The 21180-nt window shown below is 61.5% G+C and carries 14 protein-coding genes and 1 pseudogene; 10 read left to right on the forward strand and 5 right to left on the reverse strand.

The features are described from left to right. Window positions 1-510 precede the first annotated feature (510 nt). The 4 genes from J3489_RS31170 to J3489_RS31180 form a co-directional block, all read right to left on the reverse strand. Entirely contained in the window at window positions 511-1116 is a 606-nt protein-coding gene (locus J3489_RS31170) for a hypothetical protein (RefSeq protein WP_309491448.1), read from the reverse strand. 490 nt (window positions 1117-1606) lie between these two features. After that, window positions 1607-1696 carry a DUF6402 family protein gene (locus J3489_RS39000; RefSeq protein WP_374193506.1) on the reverse strand — a complete coding sequence of 30 codons (90 nt, stop codon included), beginning with the start codon at window positions 1694-1696 and terminating at the stop codon, window positions 1607-1609. Window positions 1697-1705: 9 nt separating this feature from the next. Continuing rightward, window positions 1706-2209 carry a hypothetical protein gene (locus tag J3489_RS31175; RefSeq protein WP_242540448.1) on the reverse strand — a complete coding sequence of 168 codons (504 nt, stop codon included), beginning with the start codon at window positions 2207-2209 and terminating at the stop codon, window positions 1706-1708. Next, on the reverse strand, window positions 2206-3408 hold the full coding sequence (locus J3489_RS31180; RefSeq protein WP_242540449.1) for a DUF6402 family protein: 1203 nt from the start codon (window positions 3406-3408) through the stop codon (window positions 2206-2208). The genes J3489_RS31175 and J3489_RS31180 overlap by 4 nt, the downstream gene beginning before the upstream one ends. Before the next feature lie 203 nt (window positions 3409-3611). Here J3489_RS31180 and glgX point away from each other — a divergent pair, with 203 nt between their 5' ends. The 4 genes from glgX to treY are packed head-to-tail and all read left to right on the forward strand — an operon-like array spanning window position 3612 to window position 12813. Then, window positions 3612-5819 (forward strand): glycogen debranching protein GlgX, encoded by a 2208-nt coding sequence (glgX, locus tag J3489_RS31185; protein ID WP_207004675.1) that lies wholly within the window; start codon window positions 3612-3614, stop codon window positions 5817-5819. Between the two features lie 48 nt (window positions 5820-5867). Beyond that, window positions 5868-7781 carry a malto-oligosyltrehalose trehalohydrolase gene (gene treZ / locus J3489_RS31190; RefSeq protein WP_207004676.1) on the forward strand — a complete coding sequence of 638 codons (1914 nt, stop codon included), beginning with the start codon at window positions 5868-5870 and terminating at the stop codon, window positions 7779-7781. Further along, window positions 7778-9985 carry a 4-alpha-glucanotransferase gene (malQ, locus tag J3489_RS31195; protein ID WP_309491449.1) on the forward strand — a complete coding sequence of 736 codons (2208 nt, stop codon included), beginning with the start codon at window positions 7778-7780 and terminating at the stop codon, window positions 9983-9985. Before treZ ends, malQ begins: the two co-directional genes overlap by 4 nt. Further along, complete coding sequence (gene treY, locus J3489_RS31200; protein WP_207004677.1) at window positions 9982-12813, forward strand: malto-oligosyltrehalose synthase; 2832 nt, start codon at window positions 9982-9984, stop codon at window positions 12811-12813. Before malQ ends, treY begins: the two co-directional genes overlap by 4 nt. A 7-nt stretch (window positions 12814-12820) precedes the next feature. Here the strand turns inward: treY and J3489_RS31205 are convergent. Then, a pseudogene (locus J3489_RS31205) lies at window positions 12821-12994 on the reverse strand (IS5-like element ISRso1 family transposase); the annotation flags it as partial. A 412-nt stretch (window positions 12995-13406) separates the two neighbouring features. Between J3489_RS31205 and J3489_RS31210 the strand changes: the two are divergent. The 6 genes from J3489_RS31210 (at window position 13407) to J3489_RS31235 (ending at window position 21180) form a co-directional block, all read left to right on the forward strand. Beyond that, complete coding sequence (locus tag J3489_RS31210) at window positions 13407-13577, forward strand: hypothetical protein (RefSeq protein WP_207004678.1); 171 nt, start codon at window positions 13407-13409, stop codon at window positions 13575-13577. A gap of 114 nt (window positions 13578-13691) precedes the next feature. Then, the gene (locus J3489_RS31215; RefSeq protein ID WP_207004679.1) at window positions 13692-15017 is read left to right on the forward strand and encodes a radical SAM protein; all 1326 of its coding nucleotides are present in this window, start codon (window positions 13692-13694) and stop codon (window positions 15015-15017) included. Window positions 15018-15147: 130 nt separating this feature from the next. Further along, window positions 15148-16254 (forward strand): alpha/beta fold hydrolase, encoded by a 1107-nt coding sequence (locus tag J3489_RS31220; RefSeq protein ID WP_207004680.1) that lies wholly within the window; start codon window positions 15148-15150, stop codon window positions 16252-16254. Window positions 16255-16279: 25 nt separating this feature from the next. Further along, on the forward strand, window positions 16280-17551 hold the full coding sequence (locus tag J3489_RS31225) for an HlyD family secretion protein (protein WP_207004716.1): 1272 nt from the start codon (window positions 16280-16282) through the stop codon (window positions 17549-17551). A 15-nt stretch (window positions 17552-17566) separates the two neighbouring features. After that, a complete protein-coding gene (locus J3489_RS31230; protein ID WP_207004681.1) occupies window positions 17567-19741 on the forward strand; it encodes a peptidase domain-containing ABC transporter in 2175 nt (724 codons plus the stop codon). Continuing rightward, window positions 19738-21180, forward strand: coding sequence for a TolC family protein (locus J3489_RS31235; protein ID WP_207004682.1), 1443 nt, complete (start codon window positions 19738-19740; stop codon window positions 21178-21180). The genes J3489_RS31230 and J3489_RS31235 overlap by 4 nt, the downstream gene beginning before the upstream one ends.

Raw genomic sequence — 21180 nt, forward strand, 5'->3', positions numbered from 1 at the left:
CCGCCATTTTTGGCTGCAAAATCAGATTGCTCCTACGTTTGCGGCAAGTTGCGGGTCCCGCGCCGGGGTCTGAGGCCGGAAGACGAACCACAAACCGTCGAACTCGAACGCCGAAGACGGAAACGTGAACCCTCGACCGTGGAGTTCGAATGTTCGAAGGCGGAACGCGAGCCCAAAACCGGCGCACTCGACTGTCGGAGGGCCGAAGTCCGAGCCTCAGATCGACGACTTCGACTCTTTGAGGGCGGAATGTCCGCCTCAGACCGAGGACTTCGGATGTCCGAGGGCGGAACGTGGGCCCCAGACCGTGGAGTTGTCCACGCTTTGAGAGTGGAACGCGAGCCTCAGACCTCGGAGTTCGACTGTTTGAAGGCGAATCGCGATCCTCACACCTTGGAATTCGAATGTTTGAGCGTGCAGCCCGCGCCTCACACCGTGGCATTCCGCTGTCGAAGGGAAGAACATGAGGGGCAGGCGGACGAATTTGCGGGTTTGAGAGGCGTTGATGGGCTATGGCAATCGCGCAGTGATTCTGTCGTAGAGAGTGGGGGGCAGGCTTAGCATGCCTCCCGTCGTGTCGTAGATCAACGCATCGTCAGTCCACGCTAGTTTGACGGCATCGGGATACGAATAGGTCCGCTCGGCGAGCAGTGACATATCGGAGGTTCGGTAGACTCTCAGCAGAATTCGATTTCGGGGCAAATAAGCGTACTCCGCCATATATTCGCCCTTGTTCGTTGAGTAATCGGATAGCTCTCTTTCGAATTTCGTGGCCTCGGCTCTGTCGGTCACGTCTTGGCCGTAACTCCAGGCAACGCACACGACAAAAATAGACCCTAACCAAATACCAAGCTTTCTTAGCGCTGTCTTCAAACGAACGACACGCCCTTCTCCACCAGAGAATACGTATATGACAGTAACCAGAAGAATTACCAGAAACGCAATCATGGCAAATATAAGCAACATACCGACTGCATATGCTTGCATGCCTTCCGCCAGTCCATTCATTCGAAATACACCTTTATCGGCTTTTCCAGACGGATAGATTTCCAGTCTGAATAAATAATGAAATCGTCGCCACGGTGAGGATTCAAGCTTATGGGCTACGGCAACCACGCGGTGATTCTGTCGTATAGCGTGGGAGGCAGGCTTAGCTCACCGCCACTATCCATTGCCGTATCGTAAATTAACGAATCCTCAGTCCACGTCAATCTGGCGGCATCGGGATACGAGTATGTCCGCTCGGCGAGCAGTGACATATCGGCGGTTCGGTAGACTCTCAATAGAATTCGATTCCGAGGCAAATAAGCGTACTCCGCCATATATTCGCCCTTGTACGCGGGGTCATCAGATAGCACTCTCTGGAATTTTGTGACCTCAGCCCGGTCAGTCGCGTCTCGGTAATAGCTCCAGGCTACGCATACGACAAAAATAGATCCGAGCCAAATGCCAAGCTTTCTTAGCGCAGTCTTCAGGCGAACGCCACGCCCTTCTCTGCCAGAGAATACATATATGACAGTAACGATGAGAATTACCAGAAACGCAATCATGGAAAATATAAGCAGCATACCGACCGCATATGTTTGTATGCCTTCCGCCAATCCATTCATTCGAAATACACCTTTATCGGTTTTTTAAGACGGATAGATTTCCAGTCTGAATAAATAATGAAATCACCGCCACGGTGAGGCTTCAAGCTTATGGGCTACGGTAATCGCGCGGTGATTCTGTCGTAGAGAGTGGGGGGCAGGCTTATTCTGCCGTCATCGATTGACGTATCGTAGAGCAGGGAATTCTTCGTCCAAGTCAATCTGGCAGCATCGGGATATGAATATGTCCGCTCGGCAAGCAGTGACATATCGGAGGTTCGATAGACTCTCAACAGAATTCGATTCCGAGGCAAATAAGCGTACTCCGCCATGTATTCGCCTTTGTGCGCGTCGTTATAGGATAGCTCGCTATGGAATTTTGTGACCTCAGCCCGGTCGGTCGCGTCTTGGTAATAATTCCAAGAGGTGCACACGACAAAAATAGATCCGAGCCAAGTGCCAAGCTTTTTTAGCGCTGTCTTTAGGCGAACGCCACGCCCTTCCCTTCCAGAGAATACATATACGACAGTAACGATGAAAATTACCAGAAACGCAATCATGGCAAATATAAGGAACATACCGACCGCATATGTTTGCATGCCTTCCGCCAGTCCATTCATTCGAAATACACCTTTATCGGTCTTTCCAGACGGATAGATTTCCAGTCTGAATAAATAATAAAATCACCACCACGGCGATGCTTCAATTGCCACTCTCTGAAAGATTTATTTCTGACCGGATAATAGACCTTACCTCTTTTGTACAGATTTTCCGAGATATTTCCCGTGACTACGGGATAATCCAGCCAGGGGGATTTCACCACGTTTAACGCCACATATCCGGGGACAACAATCACACCATCCTTACTCCAATGGCCGAGGTACTGAGACCGCGTATCCGACACCCCCTCGAACGAATAGCTATCCCTGACATAGATAACGATATGCGTGACTGTGGCGCTTTTACCTTGTGGATCAAAACTCGCCTTAGCAATCGCGGCATAGAAATTGAATGCCCCCAGTGATCCTGTCAAATCATCAGGAACACCGTCATGCACCATCCGCCGGAGATACTGCTCAGCTTTCTGTTCAAACGTGCTCTCAACAGCCACGAGTTGAAACTGGAAATTCTTATGGAGCTTCCGAATGTCGTTACCGCACTCCCCCCAGGGAGACACGCCTAAACGCTTTCTATATCGGAGAAGAATCTTCAGAGCTTCATCATAGGCTGCCTGGTTATAAATCCTCGTATTGATCAATTCTTCATATTGCCTCCTGGCCCGCTCATGTTTGAGCACCCAGTCCATCGTGATCGAGGTCCGATCGATCATGCTCTCGGAGTAACGCTGGCCATCCTGGTTAATTTCGTCCTTTTGATCATCATCACTCCGCGAATAATTCAACTCCCCCGCAAACCACCGCTCCATCAGCTTGGCCGACACCGGCATGAACTCCTTGCGCATCGCGCCCGGAATTTCCTGGATATCGAACGGCGGCACCACCTCCTGCTTTTTGGCGGCCGGCGCCTCGGGCTTTGGCGTCTTCGGCGGAACCGGCGCGTCGAGCCATGCTTTGAAGCGCACGAAGGGCTTCGCTATCCGCTCGATGTCGTCCAGCATTTTCATCGCCGGATCCGGCTTTTCCGGCTGCGCCGCGCGCTCGACCGGCGGCGGCAATCGCTTCAGTTCGGGAGGCGCCTTTTCCATCGACAACTGAGCCTCTCGAACCCCATGACAGCCTTCTGCGCCTTCGCACTTTGACCATCGCCAAAACAGCTTATTGATCTTGAAGTACGGCAAGCTCACCTCATCAATTTCCATACCCGCTCCTCCCAACCTCGTCGCGCCTGGAACCCGGCGTAGATCCGTCCCGATTTCGACGATTCTAGTCACGTTTCTTGCTTCACCCAGCGGGCATATCAAAAGCCTATAGTTCAACTGAGCGTGGAGCTACGGCAATCGTCCCGGCGGCGCAGGTACACCGCTACACCTCGTAGGTAAAAAAGACTCTTGGGCACTGACACATGGCCAACTCCCTACCCGACAAGCTGGAACCCGGTGTGCCGTATCCGCTTGGCTCGACATGGGACGGCCTGGGCGTCAACTTCGCGGTGTTCTCGGCGAACGCGCAGAAAATCGAGTTGTGCCTCTTCGATACCCTGGGCCGCAAGGAACTCACGCGCCTGCCCCTGCCCGAATGCACCGACGAGATCTGGCACGGCTACCTGCACGGCGCGCATCCGGGCGCCGTCTACGGCTTTCGCGCCTACGGCCCCTATCAGCCGCAAAACGGCCACCGCTTCAATCCGTACAAGCTGCTGCTCGACCCGTACGCGAAGAAGCTCGTCGGCCAGTTCCGCTGGTCCGATCCGCTCTTCGGCTATCGCGTGCATTCGAACCGGCAGGACTTGTCGATGGACCGGCGCGACTCGGCGCCCGCGCTGCCGAAATGCGTCGTCATCGACGAAGCGTTCGACTGGTCGCTCGACGTGCGCCCCAATGTGCCGTGGTCCGAAACGGTCATCTACGAAGCGCACGTGAAAGGCATCTCGATGCTGAACCCCGAGTTGCGTCCGCACGAACGCGGCACGTTCTCGGCGCTCTGCTCGCCGCGCTTTCTCGACCATCTGCACGAACTCGGCATCACCGCGATCGAGCTGCTGCCCGTGCATGCGTTTCTCAACGAGCGCTTTCTGGTCGCGCGCGGTCTGTCCAACTACTGGGGCTACAACACCGCCACGTTCTTCGCGCCGGACCCGGCGTACCTGTCGACGCGCCGCCTCAACGAAATGCGTATCGCCGTGCGGCAACTGCACGCGGCAGGCATCGAAGTGATTCTCGACGTCGTCTACAACCACACCTGCGAAGGCAACGAGCTCGGGCCGACGATCGCGTGGCGCGGGCTCGACAACGCCAGCTACTACCGCCTGATACCCGGCGACGAGCGCCACTACATCAACGACACCGGCTGCGGCAACACGCTGAACCTCTCGCATCCGCGCGTGCTGCAGATGGTGATGGATTCGCTGCGCTACTGGTCGACCGCTTACAACGTCGACGGCTTCCGCTTCGACCTCGGCGTCACGCTCGGGCGCGAAGGCTCCGGGTTCGATCCCGGCTCGGGCTTTTTCGACGCAGTCCGGCAAGACCCCGTCCTGTCGACGCGCAAGCTGATCTCCGAGCCGTGGGACATCGGCCCCGGCGGCTATCAGGTCGGCCACCATCCGCCGGGCTTCGCCGAATGGAACGACAAGTTCCGCGACAGCGTGCGGCGCTTCTGGCGCGGCGACGCCGGCATGCGGCCCGATCTCGCGGCGCGCATCACCGGCTCGGCCGAACTCTTCAACCGCCGCTTCAGAAAGCCGTGGGCGTCGGTCAACTATGTCGCGTCGCACGACGGCTTCACGCTCGCCGACGTCATCTGCTACGAGCACAAGCACAACGAGGCGAACGGCGAAGAAAACCGCGACGGCCACAACGAGAACTGCAGCGCGAACTGGGGCGCCGAGGGGCCGACGGACGACGCGGCGATCAACGAAACGCGCACGCGCGTCGCGCGCTCGATCCTCGCGACCGTCTTCACTTCGCTCGGCACGCCGATGATCGCGGCCGGCGACGAGTTCCTGCGCACGCAACAAGGCAACAACAACGCGTACTGCCAGGACAACGAGATTTCATGGCTCGACTGGAACCAGGCGGCGACGCCGGAAGGCCGGACGATGACGGCATTCACCGCGCGCCTGATTGCGCTGCGCAAACACCATCCGCTCCTGCGCGAGACGCGCTTTCTGCACGGCGGCGAGGAGGTGCTGCCCGGCATCCACGACGTCGGCTGGTTCGACGAACGCGGCGAGTGGCTGACGAGCGAAACGTGGCAAGACCCGGAACGGCGCGCGCTCGTGCTGCGCCGCGCGGGCCCCGGTCTCGACGGCGAGATCGAGGTGCTGCTGATGATGCTTAACGGGGCGGCAACGCCGCTCAGTTTCGCGCCCCCGCCGCCGCGAGTGGCGTGGACCGTGCTGATCGACACGGCCGCGCCCGAGGCGCCGCCGCGCCCGCTCGACACCGCCGAGCTGACCGTCGCCGAACACGCGTTTGTTATCCTGGCCGCGCGGCCGGCGAGCGGCAGCGAACGGCAAGCCGCGCCCCCGGCAAGCGCCGGGCACGAACCGGGCGCCGCAGCGTTCCCGAGCGCTCCCGGTGCAATCCCCCCTCGCCGCGGCGCCACGTAAACCTAAACTTCTTCTCATCAACCGGTCGGCGCTCATCCCGAGAGAATCATGTCCGAATCTCCTTTCGATCCGCATGCACGCCACTACGTGCAATGCCTGCCGTTCGGCGCCCAGCTGCTCGGCGCCCAGGGCGCCTCGCCGCGCACGCGCTTTCGCCTGTGGGCGCCGGGCAAACGCGCCGTGCAGGTCGAGATCGAGAGCACGGACGGCGCCTCGCTCGTCGACATGACGCCTGCCGGCAACGGCTGGTTCGAAGCCGAGGCCGAATGCGGCGCGGGCACGCGCTACCGCTACCGGCTCGACGAGACGCTCGCCGTGCCGGACCCGGCATCGCGCTTCCAGCCCGACGACGTGCACGGCCCGAGCGAAGTCATCGACGCCCGTGCCTACGAATGGCAGCACACCGGATGGCGCGGCCGGCCCTGGGAAGAGATGGTCCTTTACGAGCTGCACGCCGGCGCGCTCGGCGGCTACGCGGGCGTGCAAAAGCGCCTGCCGCGCATCGCCGAGCTGGGCGTGACCGGCATCGAGCTGATGCCGCTCGCCGACTTTTCCGGCACGCGCAATTGGGGCTACGACGGCGTGCTGCCGTTCGCGCCCGATTCGTCGTACGGCCGGCCCGACGACCTCAAGGCCATGATCGACTGCGCGCACGGGCTCGGGCTCGCCGTGTTCCTCGACGTCGTCTACAACCACTTCGGCCCCGACGGCAACTACCTGCACGAGTACGCAAACCCATTCTTCCGCGACGACGTCGCGACACCCTGGGGTCCGGCGATCGACTTCTCGCGGCCCGAAGTGCGCGACTTCTTCTGCGACAACGCGCTTTACTGGATCAACGAATACCGCTTCGACGGCCTCAGGCTCGACGCGGTCCACGCGATCGGCGACGCCGACTGGCTGCGCGAATTCGCCGACCGCGTGCACGGCTCGGTCAAGCACGGCCGGCACGTGCATCTCGTGCTCGAAAACGAGCACAACGAGGCCAACCTGCTGGAGACGCACTTCGACGCGCAATGGAACGACGACGCGCACAACGCGCTGCACGTGCTGCTGACGGGCGAACAAGAGGGCTACTACCGCGCCTTCGCCGACAAGCCGATCGACAAGCTCGCGCGCGTCCTCGCGGAGGGCTTCGCGTATCAGGGCGACGCATCGCCGGTTCACGACGGCGAGCCGCGCGGCGAACCGAGCGCGCACCTGCCGCCGACCGTCTTCGTGATGTTCCTGCAAAACCACGACCAGATCGGCAACCGCGCGCTCGGCGAGCGCCTGCGCTCGCTGTGCGCGCCGCAGGCGTTGCTGGCCGCGACGGGTCTCCTCTTGCTGTCGCCGCAAATTCCGCTGCTGTTCATGGAGGAGGAATACGGCTCGACGCAGCCGTTCCTGTTCTTCACCGATTACACGGGCGATCTCGCCGACCTGGTCCGCGAAGGGCGGCGCCGCGAATTCGCGAAGTTCGCCGCGTTCAGCGACGAATCGGCGCGCGCGCGCATTCCCGATCCGAACGATCCGCAGACGTTCGCGCTGTCGTCGCCCGCCGACGACGAAGCCAGCGACACGCGCGGCACCGGCGACCGCGACGCCTGGCGCCACTTCTACAAATCGGCGCTCGCGGTGCGCGCGAAGCTGATCGCGCCGCGCTTGGCGCCCGTGCGCGCGCTCGGCGCGACGGTCCTGCCGGCGGCGAGCGGGCACCCGGCGAACGCGCTGGTCGCCCGCTGGCGTCTCGCGGACGGCGAGACGCTCGCCTTCGCCCTCAATCTCACACCCGACCCGCTGCCGTTCACCGAACGCCCCGACGGCATGGTGATTTTCGAAACGCCGCCGCGCGCACGCGACCGCGTCAACGACTACGAGCTGCCGCCCTACTCGTTCATCGCGTGGATGACGGGCGACGTGAGCAGCTACGCGCTCAGGCACGACGCACGCATCGCCGAGGAACGGGAGCGCGAGGCGTGAACCAGGTCAAATCGTCCGCGCCGGCAGGAGCGAATGCCGACCTGATCGAACGCCTCGCCGAGCGCGCCGGCTTCGAGATCCAATGGGACGACGCGCACGGCATGCCGCGCCGCGTGCCGGCCGGCACGCTCGCCGCGCTGCTCGAGCGCATCGGCCTGCCCTGCTCCACGGCCGCCGACGCGAAGCACAGCATGGCCACGCTCGATGCCGAGCTGTCGGGCCGCAAGCTGCCGCCGCTCATGACTGCCGAGTGCGAACGCGCGATCGCGCTGCCCGCCGCCGCGGTCAAGTCGGGGAGCCGCTACCGGATCGAGCTCGAAAGCGGCTCGCTGATCGACGGCCGCTTCACCGCGCCCAAAGGCGAAGCCGCGCTGCTCGCGCCGATCAGCGAGCCGGGCTATCACACGCTCGTCATCAACGATCAGCACCTCCGCCTCGCCGTCGCGCCGCGCCGCTGCTATACGGTCGACGACGCGTGGCGCGCGTTTGCCGGCGACCGCGCGCGGCCCGCGGCGCTGTGGGGCATCGGCGTGCAGGCGTACGGCTTGCGCCGGCACGGCGACGGCGGCATCGGCGACTATTCCGCGCTCGCCGCGTTCGCGATCGAAAGCGCGAAGCGCGGCGCGCACGCGCTGGCGATCAGTCCGATGCATGCGGCATTCGGCGCCGAGCCGCACAAGTACAGCCCGTATGCGCCGTCGTCGCGGCTTTATCTGAACGTGGCGCACATCGACCCCGCCGCCGTGTTCGGCGCAGCCGCCGCACGCGCGGCGCTCGACGCCGCTCGCGTGAACGGCGAGTGGGCCGCGCTCGAAGCGCTGCCGCTCATCGATTGGCCCCGTGCGGTGCCGGCCAAGCTCAAGGTGCTGCGCGTGCTGTTCGAGCAGTTCTGCACGCATGAGCGCGCCCAGGACACGCCGCGCGCGCTCGAATTCCACGCGTTCTGCGCGGACGGCGGCCAGCCGCTCGAAGACCACGCGCGCTTCGAAGCGCTGTTGGCCGCGCAACTCGAGGCCGGCGGCGACGGCCATTGGCGCAACTGGCCCGCGCATCTCGCCGATCCGCGCAGCGCCGAAGTGGAAGCGTTCGCGCAGGCGCATCGGCACGACGTCGAGTTTCATCTGTTCCTGCAATGGCTCGCGGCGAAAGGGCTCGCGCACGCGCAGCACGCGGCGCGCGACGCGGGCATGGCGGTCGGGCTCGTCGCCGACCTCGCCGTCGGCTGCGACAGCGCGGGCAGCCACGCGTGGTCGTATCGCGACGACATGCTGCAAAGCGTGTCGGTCGGCGCGCCGCCCGACCTCTTCAATCAGGCCGGACAGTCGTGGGGACTCACGACGTTCTCGCCGCGCGCCATGCGCACGCAAGGCTTCGCCGCGTTCATCGATATGCTGCGCGCCGCGTTCGCGCACGCGGGCGGCATCCGCATCGATCACATCCTCGGTTTGCGGCGCCTGTGGCTGATCCCCGAAGGCGAGCTCGCGATGAACGGCGCGTACCTGCGCTATCCGGCCGAGGACCTGCTGCGGCTCATCGCGCTCGAATCGACGCGCCATCGGGCGATCGTGATCGGCGAGGATCTCGGCACCATCCCGCCCGGTCTGCGCGAGCGTCTCGCCGATCACGGCCTGCTCGGCATTCGCGTGCTGTGGTTCGAGCGCGGCCATCATGGCGCCCCGTTCAAGCCGCCCGGCGAATGGGGACGCTCCGCGCTCGCCACCACGACGACGCACGATCTGCCGACCATCGCCGGCTGGTGGCGCGGCGCGGACATCGACTGGCGCAACCGGATCGGACAGACCGCCGCGCGCGCCGACGGGCGCGATCCGGTTGCGCTCGCGCACGCCGAGCGCGCGGCGGACCGCGACGCGCTGTGGCGCGCCTTTCAGCACGCGCATCTCGCCCCGCAACACGTCGGCGCGCCGCCGGTCGATCACGCGCCGGTCGACGAAGCGCTCGCGTTCGTGTCGGCCACGCCCGCGCCGATCGTCACGTATCCGCTCGAAGACTTGCTTGGGCTCGTCGATCAGCCCAACCTGCCCGGTTCGATCGACGAGCATCCGAACTGGCGCCGCCGCATCGCGCAATCCGTCGACGAGCTGTTTTCGGACGCGGTATTCGCGGACCGGCTGCTCGCCGTCGCGCGCGCACGTTCGGACGCGGCGCCATCCGACCCACGGCCCAATCCCGACCGCACGCCATGACCGTTCCGCGCTCCACGCTCAGGCTTCAACTGCATCGAGGCTTCACGTTCGACGACGCCGCCGCGCAACTGGACTACTTCGCCTCGCTCGGCGTGAGCCACCTGTACCTGTCGCCGATCACGACGGCGGCGCCGGGCTCGACGCACGGCTACGACACCGTCGACTACACGCGCGTGAATCCCGACCTCGGCGGCGAGGCCGCGCTCGTGCGCCTCGCCGACGCCGCGCACGCGCGCCAGATGGGCCTCATCGCCGACATCGTGCCGAACCACATGGGCATCGACGGCGCGCACAACGCCTGGTGGCTCGACATCCTCGAATGGGGACGGCATAGCGCGTACAGCCGCTATTTCGACGTCGACTGGCATTCGCCCGACCCCGCGCTGCGCGGCAAGGTGCTCGCGCCGTGCCTCGGCGCGCCTTACGGCGAGGAACTGGAGGCAGGCCGGATCACGCTGCAGTTCGATCAGGATGCCGTACGATTCTTCGCCGGCTACGCGCATCACGTGTTTCCGATCTGCCCGGCGGAATACGCGCCGATCCTGCAGGCCGCCGAGCACCCGGAGCTGGCGGCGCTCGCCCAGGCTTTCACCGGGCTCACGCCGCAGCCCGCCGACCAGCCGCGCGCGGCCGAAGCGCGCAACGCCTTGCGCGAGTTCGCCGCGCGCGAGCACGGCATGCCGGCCATCGGCGCCCTGCTTTCGACCTACGCCCCGAATACGCAGGCCGGCCGCGAGCGTCTGCACCGTCTGCTCGAGCGGCAGTTCTTCCGGCTCGCGTGGTGGCGCACCGCCGCCGACGAAGTGAACTGGCGGCGCTTTTTCGACATCAGCACGCTGGCGGCCGTGCGCGCGGAACGCCCGGAGGTCTTCGAAGCGACCCACGCGCTGATCTTGCGGCTCTTTGCCCTTGGGGTGATCGACGGCTTTCGCGTCGATCACGTCGATGGGCTCGTCGAGCCGCGCGAATACTGCCAGCGGTTGCGCCAGCGGCTCACGGAAATCGAAGCCGGCAGGCCGCAACAAGTGGACGGCCAGCGCGCGTATCTGGTCGTCGAGAAAATTCTCGGCCGCGGCGAGGCGCTCGCGGACGACTGGGGCGTCGACGGCACGACCGGCTACGACTTCATGAACGATGTCGGCGCGCTGCTGCACGACGCCGAGGGCGCCGCGCCGCTCACGGCCGCATGGGCCGAAATCAGCGCGAGCCGGCGCTCGTTCGCGGACGAAGCGCTCGTCGCGCGGCGCAAGATACTGACGGAGCACTTGTCGGCGGAACTCGATCGCGCCGCGCGCGCGCTCCATCGCATCGCGCGCGAGACCCCAGCGACGCGCGATTTCACGTTCACGTCAATACGGCGCGCGCTTGCGGAACTGGCGGTGCGTTTTCCGGTGTACCGGTTCTACCCGCAAAACGGCACCCGCACCGCGGCCGACGACATTTATTTCGACCCGGCGCTCGACGCTGCGCGACAGGCGTTGCCGCGTGCCGATCATGAAGTGCTCGAGCGCGTTGCCGGGTGGCTCGGCGGCAGAGCGCCCGACGAAGGCCAATCGCAAGCGCAGCAGAATCCGAACTCGCCGGCCCCTCAACGACGCACCGCGCCCGCGCTGTTCGCGCAGCTCACCGCGCCGCTCGCCGCGAAAGCGATCGAGGACACGGCCTGCTATCGCTATGGGCGCTTGCTGTCGCGCAACGAAGTCGGCGCGGACCCGGGCGAGTTCGCGCTATCCGCCGGCGACTTTCACGCGGCGAATCTCGAACGTGCGAAGCGTTTCCCGCACACCATGCTCGCGACGGCCACGCACGACCACAAGCGCGGCGAAGACATGCGCGCGCGCCTGGCGGTGCTGAGCGAAATCGCACCGGAATGGAGCGCGACGCTGCACGCGTGGTCCACTTTGAACACGCCGCAGCGGCGCGTGCTGAACGGCAACGATCGCGACTGGGCGCCGGGTGCGGCCGCCGAAGCGATGCTGTATCAGACGCTCGTCGGCTGCTGGCCGCACGGCCTCGATCCCGGCGACGAAGCGGGCGTGAAGGCGCTCGCCGAGCGCGCCGCGGCGTGGCAGGAGAAGGCGCTGCGCGAAGCGAAGCTGCGCACGAGCTGGTACGCGCTCGATGAAGCGTACGAACAGGCCTCGCGCGACTTCCTGTTCGACATCCTCGCGCCGCAGCGGCGCGACGGCTTCCTGCAGGTTCTGCCCGCGTTCGTCGCGCGCATCGGCTGTGCGGGGGCGCTCAATGGCTTGCTGCAGACGACGCTGCGGCTGACGTCGCCGGGTGTGCCGGACCTGTACCAAGGCACCGAGTTGTGGGACTTCAGCCTCGTCGACCCTGACAACCGCGGTCCGGTCGATTTTGCGCAGCGCCACGCGTGGCTCTCCGGCTCGCCGCCGAGCGAGCAGCTCGCGAACTGGCGCGATGCGCGCGTGAAGCTCGGCATCGTGCACCGCGCGCTGACGTTGCGCGCGATATCGCCCGCGCTCTTTCTGGAAGGTTCGTATATTCCGCTGTCCGTGCGCGGCAAGCTCGCGCGTCACGTGATTGCGTTTGCGCGCCGGCACGGCGACGCGTACGCGATCGTCATCGGGACGCGGTTTGCAGCCGCCTTGCTCGAAGGCGGCCGCGACGTGCCGCAGGTCGATCCGGCCAAGTGGGAAGACACGGTCGTGACGCTGCCGCAGCCGCTTGCCGCACGCGCGTTGTTCGACTGGCTGAGCCCGGGCGCGCCGAAGGCGGATGAGGCGGGCGATTTGCTGGTGAGCGATGCGCTGTCGGCGCTGCCGGTGGCGATATTGGTGGAGGAAGGGGTGCCGAGAGGGTGATTGTTCGATCCACGCGCTGCTCGTAGTCGCGTATGAGTCGGCGCACGCGAACCGTCCATCCAAATGTACGCTCGACTACCTCGCGGCGCGGCAGGACAGCAAAGCCCGACTGTTACTCGTGCTGACGGACCACCTCAACCACGAAGTCAAGGGTCGCGGTCTTGTCCATCCGCGCTGGCCGAGGCACGCTGGCAAGGGCCCCAGGCCCTTGAACAGCGCCCACGATGACCCACAACAAACCAGGAAAGCTTACTTCACGAACAGTTCGCTTCGAACTCTCGACAACATCATGAATGCAGTTGCGTGGTCAGCACTGCTCACACTCTCCTGAGCACCTTTCTCTCATATCTCGGCAGTCGTTGGCACAGCATCGTTTACCCCGATCGCCTGCAAAATAATTTGACTGAAAAGTATATGAAATGATACTGTAAAACGTCGTCTTTTAAGTGATATGTTATGCTAACTGAAGTACTACGTTATGCTAACAGGCGGCAACCTGACTGGCAGATGCAATCCTCGTTCTTGTGGTGCGCGTGGTGGATTAGCTCTGCCTGGAATCGCATGTCTTGTGTCATTGAAAAAAGGAAAATCCAATGGATCTGCATGTGTTCAAAAAGGAAATGATGGCTGGCGCGCAACAGGTCGAACGTGAGATGCCCGCTGAACTCGATCCCGAATTCCTTGCTCTGGTCGGCGGCGGTGTTGAGTCGCAATCCAAGCCGCGTGCTTGGTTTGCCAATTCTTCTTTTTCGAAAAGGTTTTAAGTAATCCGCATCCTGTTACCCCATTAAGGTAACGTCTGGCGCGATACGCCTTGGTGGCGTATCGCCACTAATCGGGCTACGCCACGTGACACTGACGTATTCACTGAGAATGGTGTGCTCATTCGCCTCGTCATCCAGAAAACTCCACACTTTCTCGTCCGCAATTTTAGAGGCTGTTCCACTCATCAGTGCTTCCCCAAGTGCATTGAGCCTGAATCAAGTTCATGTGTTTTGATCAATAACTGGCGTCGAAATGATGGTGCACGAAAAATCAATAGGCTTGAAGTAATAGTCAAGGTAACTGAACGGTGCAATATCGATTGCACTTATTGCTATTACTTCAACGGCGAAAACGGCGATTACGCAAATCAGCCTCCTTACTTGACCGTTGATACGGCGAGATCTCTTGCCATTTATTTGCATAACGCTTCACGCTCTCATTCGATCGATGAGATACGGATTGATTTGCACGGCGGCGAGCCTCTCTTGATGAAAAAGACGAGAATGAGCGTCATGCTTGAAATCTTCCGGAGCAGTATCCCGGATTCCACAGATTTAACGATTTGTATTCAAACGAATGCAATATTGTTGGATGAAGAGTGGATTTCCATCTTTGCCAAATATAACGTCTCCGTAGGAGTAAGCTTGGACGGACCGCCGAGAGAGAATGATCTTTATAGGGTTGACAAAAAGGGGCGGGGCACTCACTCGGCGATCGCAAAGGCAATTGAAATGTTGAAGAAAGCAAATAAAAAATGCGCCGGGGTATTTGCCGGAGTTATTTGTGTTGTAAACCCAGATTTTGATGGGCGTAAAGTATATCGCCATTTTGTAGATGATTTGGGGATTGAGAGGATTCATTTTCTTAAACCAAATCAAACAAGGGATGGGGCTGACATTAAACTGGTAGAGGGTACCAGTAAATTTCTGCTGGACGCATTGAATGAATGGATCAACGATAGCAATCCCAATATCTATGTAAGACAATTCACCGATCCGATCAGGCGTCTTTGCGCATCTGGTCCGTCAAGCCCCTTCTCCGATCGGTATGTTGCCGTGACAGTTAGGGCGAATGGCGAGATAGCTATCGACGACGACTTTCGCAACACGCTACCGTCACTTTTTAATCTCGAATTGAATGTTGCAGATAGCGCACTGGCAGATTTCCTCAATCACCCGGGAGTATTCGATTTTCACCAAGCTTGTGCCGAAGTGCCGCCATCTTGCCTGCAATGCGGCGCAAACGGCATATGTCAAAGTGGCATCGGACTTAATGAGTCTGTTCTTCACAGATACAGTTTCATTAACAAATTTCGCAATGCCAGTCTATTCTGCCAAAGTCATCAGGCTATCATTATTCGATTAGGACAATTTGCCATTTCACACGGCGTGCCATGGTCGACCATTGAGAAAAATATGATACGGATTCACGACAATTAAACGATGCAATCCCCCGGCTTTGCCCATCGTCTTAAAAGCAATATTTGTCAGCGGCTTTACATGAAATTTTGATCTAATCTCACGCGGCACACCTTTTGATGATGCCGTGATTTGCGGAGCAAATAATAGCATGATTAGAAAACTGTTCTTCGCTATTTTTTTGGTACTGCCAATTGGTGTATACGCTGAAAACGTAGACGCGGAAACTGAGCCTCATGCTGCCAATCTCAGGAGTGACTTTACTGTTCCAACAACCACCTCTGCTGCATTTCCATTCTCAGGCAGTGAGATCACGACGTCTGACGGGCATCGGCTACGTTACTATTCATCGGATATGTCAGCACGGGAAAAACCATTAGTCATTTTTGTGCCGGGAAGCGGATGCAACGGAGCCTTTTCCGTGTTGCCTGATGGACATCGCACCATGGGACCAGAGGGATTCGCTCTAAAATTCACGGAAAAAGTTCGTTTGGTTATCCTTGAGAACCCAGGTATTGAAAAGCGTTTCGAACACGAAATGGACTCTGGGTGTTCATTGGCGTTCAGGAAAATGGCAAATATGCAAGCACGATTAGAGGCGTTGCGGACCATTGTCGACGACCTTCAGCATCGTGGTTGGATTAATGGTCAGCCGTTTATGATTGTTACCGGTTCTGAGGGCGTTTCTATAGCATCACGTTTCGCAACGTCGGCTAAGGACGTATCCCATCTTCTGTTAATTTCAGGATTTGGGATTGGGCAAACCTTAGCGACAGTTCACGCAGCACTAACCGGCTGGGGGAATTGGACTTTCGTGCCGGAGGCTGAACCAAATAATCAACTTGACCGATTGCAATCTACTTTTACCAATTGGGAACAAGTGCACCGGAGTCTGGGACAGGAGTCAACTAAATCAATCGCAGGCCACGATGAAGCCTATTGGCGAACTATAGGCATGGCATCGTCTGCTGAAGACATGCTCGCATCCAAGGCACAGCTTTATTTGGTCCAAGGGGGGCTCGATCAAAATGCGCCGGCAGTCGACTATGAGGCTGGTATTGCATACCTCGTGGCACACAATCGCCCCTTTGTAACCGAGTACATTCCATGTGGCGATCATTTTTTGGTGTGTCCAAACGACCATGGGGAACCTAAAAATCTTCAAGGGATCATTGAGCGTGGTATGGAATGGTTCCTGACCGCTCGGGTGCAAAGCAATTCTGCGGCATCGTTTAATCCTTCAGCGACGTTACAGTAGCTTGTCGACCGGCGTGGCAAGCGATATCAAACAATCACCGTTTCGGCAAGCTGCTTTGGCGGCACAGCGTGGACAGACACTCGGGGAAATCGTCCTGGTGCGCCCCGTATCGTTTACGGTGCTCGCATCCGCTATGGCTTTCATGGCACTCAGTGTGACGCTGCTGTTCGCGTTCGGCAGCTACACGCGCCGCACCACGGTTGAAGGCGTGATCGTGCCCGACACGGGCCTCGTCAAGGTATATGGACAGCAACCGGGCGTCGTGCTGCGCAAGGCTGTGGTCGAAGGCCAGCACGTGTCGCGCGGGATGACGCTCTATACAGTCTCTACTGATCTGCATAGCGCTACCGAGGGTCGTACGCAAGCCGCGCTGATCGAACAGTCGCGTAAGCGGCAGCGTTTGCTGCAGCAGGAAATCGACAAGACGCGCGTGCTCCAGCAGGACGAACGCGACACCCTGCAAGCGAAACTTGCCAGCCTGCGCGCGGAACTCGCGCGTCTCGACGATCAGCTCGTCAACCAGCGCGAGCGCGCATCGATTGCCGCCGACAGCGTCGCCCGCTATCGCCGTTTGTTGGCTCAGGACTATATCTCAACCGACCAATTGCAGCAGAGGCAGGCTGACAGGCTCGATCAGCAGTCCAAACTGCTTGGTCTGCAGCGTGAGCGCGCTAACGTGGTTCAGGCACTCAAGGAAACCTCGAACGATCTCTCCGGCCTTGCACTCAAGCAGCAGAACCAACTCTCGCAGATCGACCGCAGTGTGATCGACGTTAAGCAGGCGTTGATCGAGAGCGAAGCACGGCGCGAATTTGTCGTCACCGCGCCCGAAGCCGGAATCGCGACTGCCGTGATCGCCGAGCCGGGACAAACGATCAATACGGCACACCCGGCTGCGAGCATCGTGCCGGACGGTGCCCGCTGGCAAGTCCACCTGTTTGTGCCAAGCGCGGCCGTCGGCTTCGTACACGCCGGCGATTCGGTGCGGATTCGCTATCGGGCCTATCCCTATCAGAAATTCGGTCAGTACCACGCGCGCGTGTCATCAATCGCACGCACCGCGCTGTCAGCCGCCGAACTGTCGACGAGCGGAATGCCCGCCGCCGACGATCGCGGCGGCGACGACGGCTCGTTTTACCGCGTCACCGCCACTCTCGATGCGCAGACTGTGACCACATACGGCAAACCACAACCGCTGCAAGCCGGCATGGCGCTTCAGGCCGACATCCTGCAGGAACGCCGGCGTCTATACGAATGGGTGCTCGAACCGCTCTACAGCGTCACTGGCAAACTCTGATTCCGCTATCCACCCATGTCCTTTCTCGACCGTCTCTCGTTTGGCGTCGGCCGCAAATTGCCGATGTTGCTGCAGACCGAAGCGACCGAATGCGGACTCGCGTGCCTGGCGATGATCGCCGGCTACCACGGCGACCACGTGGATGTCGCAACACTGCGCCAGCGCTTTCCGGTATCGCTCAAAGGCACCGGCCTCTCCCGCGTGATCGAGATCGCGCAGCAACTTGATCTCGGTGCCCGCGCGCTGAAGCTCGATCTCAACCAACTCGACCAGCTACGCGTGCCGTGCATACTGCACTGGAACTTCAATCACTTCGTCGTGTTGAAGGAGGTGAGCGGCAGGAGCGCAGTGATCCACGATCCCGCACAGGGCATCCGCAAGCTGCCGCTCAACGTGCTGTCGCGCTCGTTCACCGGCGTCGCGCTCGAGTTGTGGCCGACGAGTGACTTCGAGCCGCGCGAAGCGGCGCCCGCGATCAAGCTGCGCGCGCTGCTCGGACCGGTGGCGGGGCTGACGCGCTCGCTTGGCCAAGTGCTGGTGCTTGCCCTCGCGCTCGAGGTGTTCACGCTGGTGCATCCGTTCTTCCTGCAGTGGGTCATCGACGAGGCGATCGTCAGCGCTGATCGCGACCTGCTCACGGTGCTCGCACTCGGCTTCGGCCTGCTGCTGATGATGCAGCAGGCGACGAGCGCAATACGCGCGTGGGCGTTGATGTACTTCGGCGCAACACTCAACGTACAGTGGCGCGCGAACGTGTTCACGCACCTTCTCAGGCTGCCCGTACGCTACTTTGAGCGGCGCCATCTCGGCGACGTCGTGTCGCGATTCGGCTCAATCGAAGCGATCCAGCAGACGCTCACCACGTCGTTCTTGAGCGCGGTGATCGACGGCCTGATGACGGTCGTCACGCTCGCGATGATGTTCATCTACAGCCGCATGCTCGGCTGCGTCGCGCTCGTCACGATGGCTCTGTACGCGCTGCTGCGCTGGCTCTGGTATCGGCCGCTGCGTCGCGCGACCGAAGAGCAAATCGTGCGTGCCGCCAAGCAGGAGAGCCATTTCATCGAGACCGTGCGCGGCGTAAAGACGATAAAGCTGTTCAACCGACAGAACGAGCGCCGTTCAAGCTGGCTATCGCTGCTCGTTGAGCAAGTCAATGCCGGATTGCACATACAGAAGCTGCAACTGCTTTACCAACAGCTCAACGGGCTGTTGTTCGGCATCGATGGCATCCTGATCATCTGGCTCGGGGCGCGGATGGTGATGGACGGCCAGTTCACGGTCGGCGCGCTGATGGCGTTCAATGCATATAAGGGACAGTTCGACAGTCGTGTCGGGAGCCTGATTGACAAGTACTTCGAAGTCAAGATGCTGCAGCTGCAGGGAGAGCGGCTCGCCGACATCGTGTTCGAAAAGCCAGAGCCCGACGCAAACCAGCGCCACGTGCCGGGCGAAGCGGACGACTTGGCAGCCAGCATCGAATTCGATGCGATCGGCTTCCGCTATGCGGACGGCGAGCCGGCTGTGCTCAACGGCGTGTCGCTTGCGATCGCACCGGGCGAATCAGTTGCGCTCGTCGGGCCGTCGGGCTGCGGCAAGACGACGCTCGTCAACGTGCTGCTCGGGGTGCTCGAACCGACGGCTGGCAAGGTGCGGATCGGCGGCGTCGACGTCGGCCGGCTCGGCCTTGACCGGCTACGTTCGCTCGTTGGTACCGTGCTGCAGGACGACGTGCTGTTCGCCGGCTCGATCGCCGACAATATCAGCTTCTTCGATCCGGATTCCGACGCACAGTGGATCGCCGAGTGCGCGCGGCTCGCTGCGGTACACGACGACATCGTCGCAATGCCGATGGGCTACAACACGTTGGTCGGCGACATGGGCACCGTGCTGTCGGGCGGGCAGAAACAGCGAGTACTGCTCGCCCGCGCCCTCTATAAGCGTCCGAAGATCCTCGTGCTCGACGAAGCGACAAGCCATCTCGACCTGGAGCGCGAGCAACAGGTCAACTCGGCTGTCGGCACGCTGCGGATGACCCGCGTAATCGTCGCGCATCGGCCAGAGACAATTGCGTCGGCCAAGCGCGTCGTGATGTTGAAGGAGGGACGGATTGTGATCGACCGGCCTGCGACAGCTCTTTCCGACTCGATAGCTGATTCGTCTGGCTTCGCAGAACAGGCAGGTCGATGAAATACTATCTACTACTCGCCGTATCTGCCGCAGCACTGGTTGGTCATCCTCGCGCCGATGCGCAGATGCTGGATGTGTTCTGCACGCGCGGCGACGTGTCGGCAACGCCCGCCACGCCGCTGCTCCAGAGCATGTCGTGTCGCCCGCTTTCGGACGTGCGTCCACTCGAACTCGAGGACGCGATCCTGCAGGCGATCTTTGCGAACCCGCGGGCGCGCAAGGCCTGGGCCGAAGCGCACGCTCAGGCCGCCGCGCTCGGCGTCGTCGATGCTGCGTACCTGCCGACGCTGAACGCGACGGCGGGCATCGAGCGCGACACCTTGTCCACTACCTACGGCTACAGTGTGCTCGGCGCGGAATCGACCAGCCAGTCGCAAAACACGTCTAGTAAGAACGGAATGCTGAACCTGAGCTGGGTGCTGTTCGACTTCGGCAAGCGCGGCGCCGCGCGGCGGCAAGCGCGCGCGCTGCTCGCCGCCGCGAACGCGACGCAGGACGACACGCTGCAGACTGTGTTCTTTAACGCGGCGCTGGCGTTCTACGCGCTGCGCGACGCGCAGGCGTCGCTCGCGGCCGCGCAGCGCAGTGAGGCGATCGCGGGCGAGAGTGTCGCCGAAGCGAGCGCGAAACACAAAGCCGGCATTGGCGCGCTCGCCGACGAACTGCAAGCGCGTACCAGCTACCGTCGCGCGATGCTCGATCGCGTCAGCGCGGAAGGAGACGCGCGCGCGGCGACAGGTGCGCTCGCCGTCGCGATTGGGCTCGACGCGAATACCACCGTGCAGATAGCGCCGCCGGAGCGCGATCCGGATTCACCGGCCGAGATCGACGCCCGCATCGACGAACTGATCGACGAGGCGAAGCAGTGCCAGCCAAATCTCGTCGCCGCCCGCGCGAAGCTTGATGCCGCCCGTGCAAACGTCGACGCGGCCCGCGCGCAGGGTCGTCCGACCATCTCGCTGGTTGGCAGCCTGACACAAATCAACCTGTCATACCAACAGCAGCCGCAGTCGATACCCATCACGCGCAGCCGTGGCAGCATAATTGGCATGCAGGTGACGATTCCACTGTTTGAAGGATTTGCATCCGGCTATCGCGCCGAGCATGCACAGGCGCAGGCCGATGTGCAGGAGGCGGCGCTGCGCGACACCGAGCTCCAGGTGTCGCTCGACGTGTGGAAGAGCTATCACGGCGTGCAGGCCAGCGCAACCAATCTCGCCAACTCGCGGGACTTGCTCAACGACGCGCAGCGCGCGCTCGACATTGCGCGGGGCCGCTACAAGGAAGGTGTCGGCACGTTCACCGAACTGTTGAATGCACAGACGGCGCTCGCCGATGCGCAGAAGCAGCGAGTCCTTACCGTGTCGAAATGGCGGACCGCGCGTCTCAAGCTCGCGGCGAGCCTTGGCAGATTGGGGTTATGGAGCGCGAATCCGTAA

This window comes from Trinickia mobilis (assembly GCF_017315705.1).
Lineage (GTDB): Bacteria > Pseudomonadota > Gammaproteobacteria > Burkholderiales > Burkholderiaceae > Trinickia_A > Trinickia_A mobilis.

Coding starts and splice junctions, on each gene's coding strand:
- J3489_RS31175 (WP_242540448.1), bottom strand. CDS start 2,209: ATGAATGGACTGGCGGAAGGCATGCAAACATATGCGGTCGGTATGTTC.
- J3489_RS31180 (WP_242540449.1), bottom strand. CDS start 3,408: ATGGAAATTGATGAGGTGAGCTTGCCGTACTTCAAGATCAATAAGCTG.
- glgX (WP_207004675.1), top strand. CDS start 3,612: ATGGCCAACTCCCTACCCGACAAGCTGGAACCCGGTGTGCCGTATCCG.
- treZ (WP_207004676.1), top strand. CDS start 5,868: ATGTCCGAATCTCCTTTCGATCCGCATGCACGCCACTACGTGCAATGC.
- treY (WP_207004677.1), top strand. CDS start 9,982: ATGACCGTTCCGCGCTCCACGCTCAGGCTTCAACTGCATCGAGGCTTC.
- J3489_RS31210 (WP_207004678.1), top strand. CDS start 13,407: ATGGATCTGCATGTGTTCAAAAAGGAAATGATGGCTGGCGCGCAACAG.
- J3489_RS31220 (WP_207004680.1), top strand. CDS start 15,148: ATGATTAGAAAACTGTTCTTCGCTATTTTTTTGGTACTGCCAATTGGT.
- J3489_RS31230 (WP_207004681.1), top strand. CDS start 17,567: ATGTCCTTTCTCGACCGTCTCTCGTTTGGCGTCGGCCGCAAATTGCCG.
- J3489_RS31235 (WP_207004682.1), top strand. CDS start 19,738: ATGAAATACTATCTACTACTCGCCGTATCTGCCGCAGCACTGGTTGGT.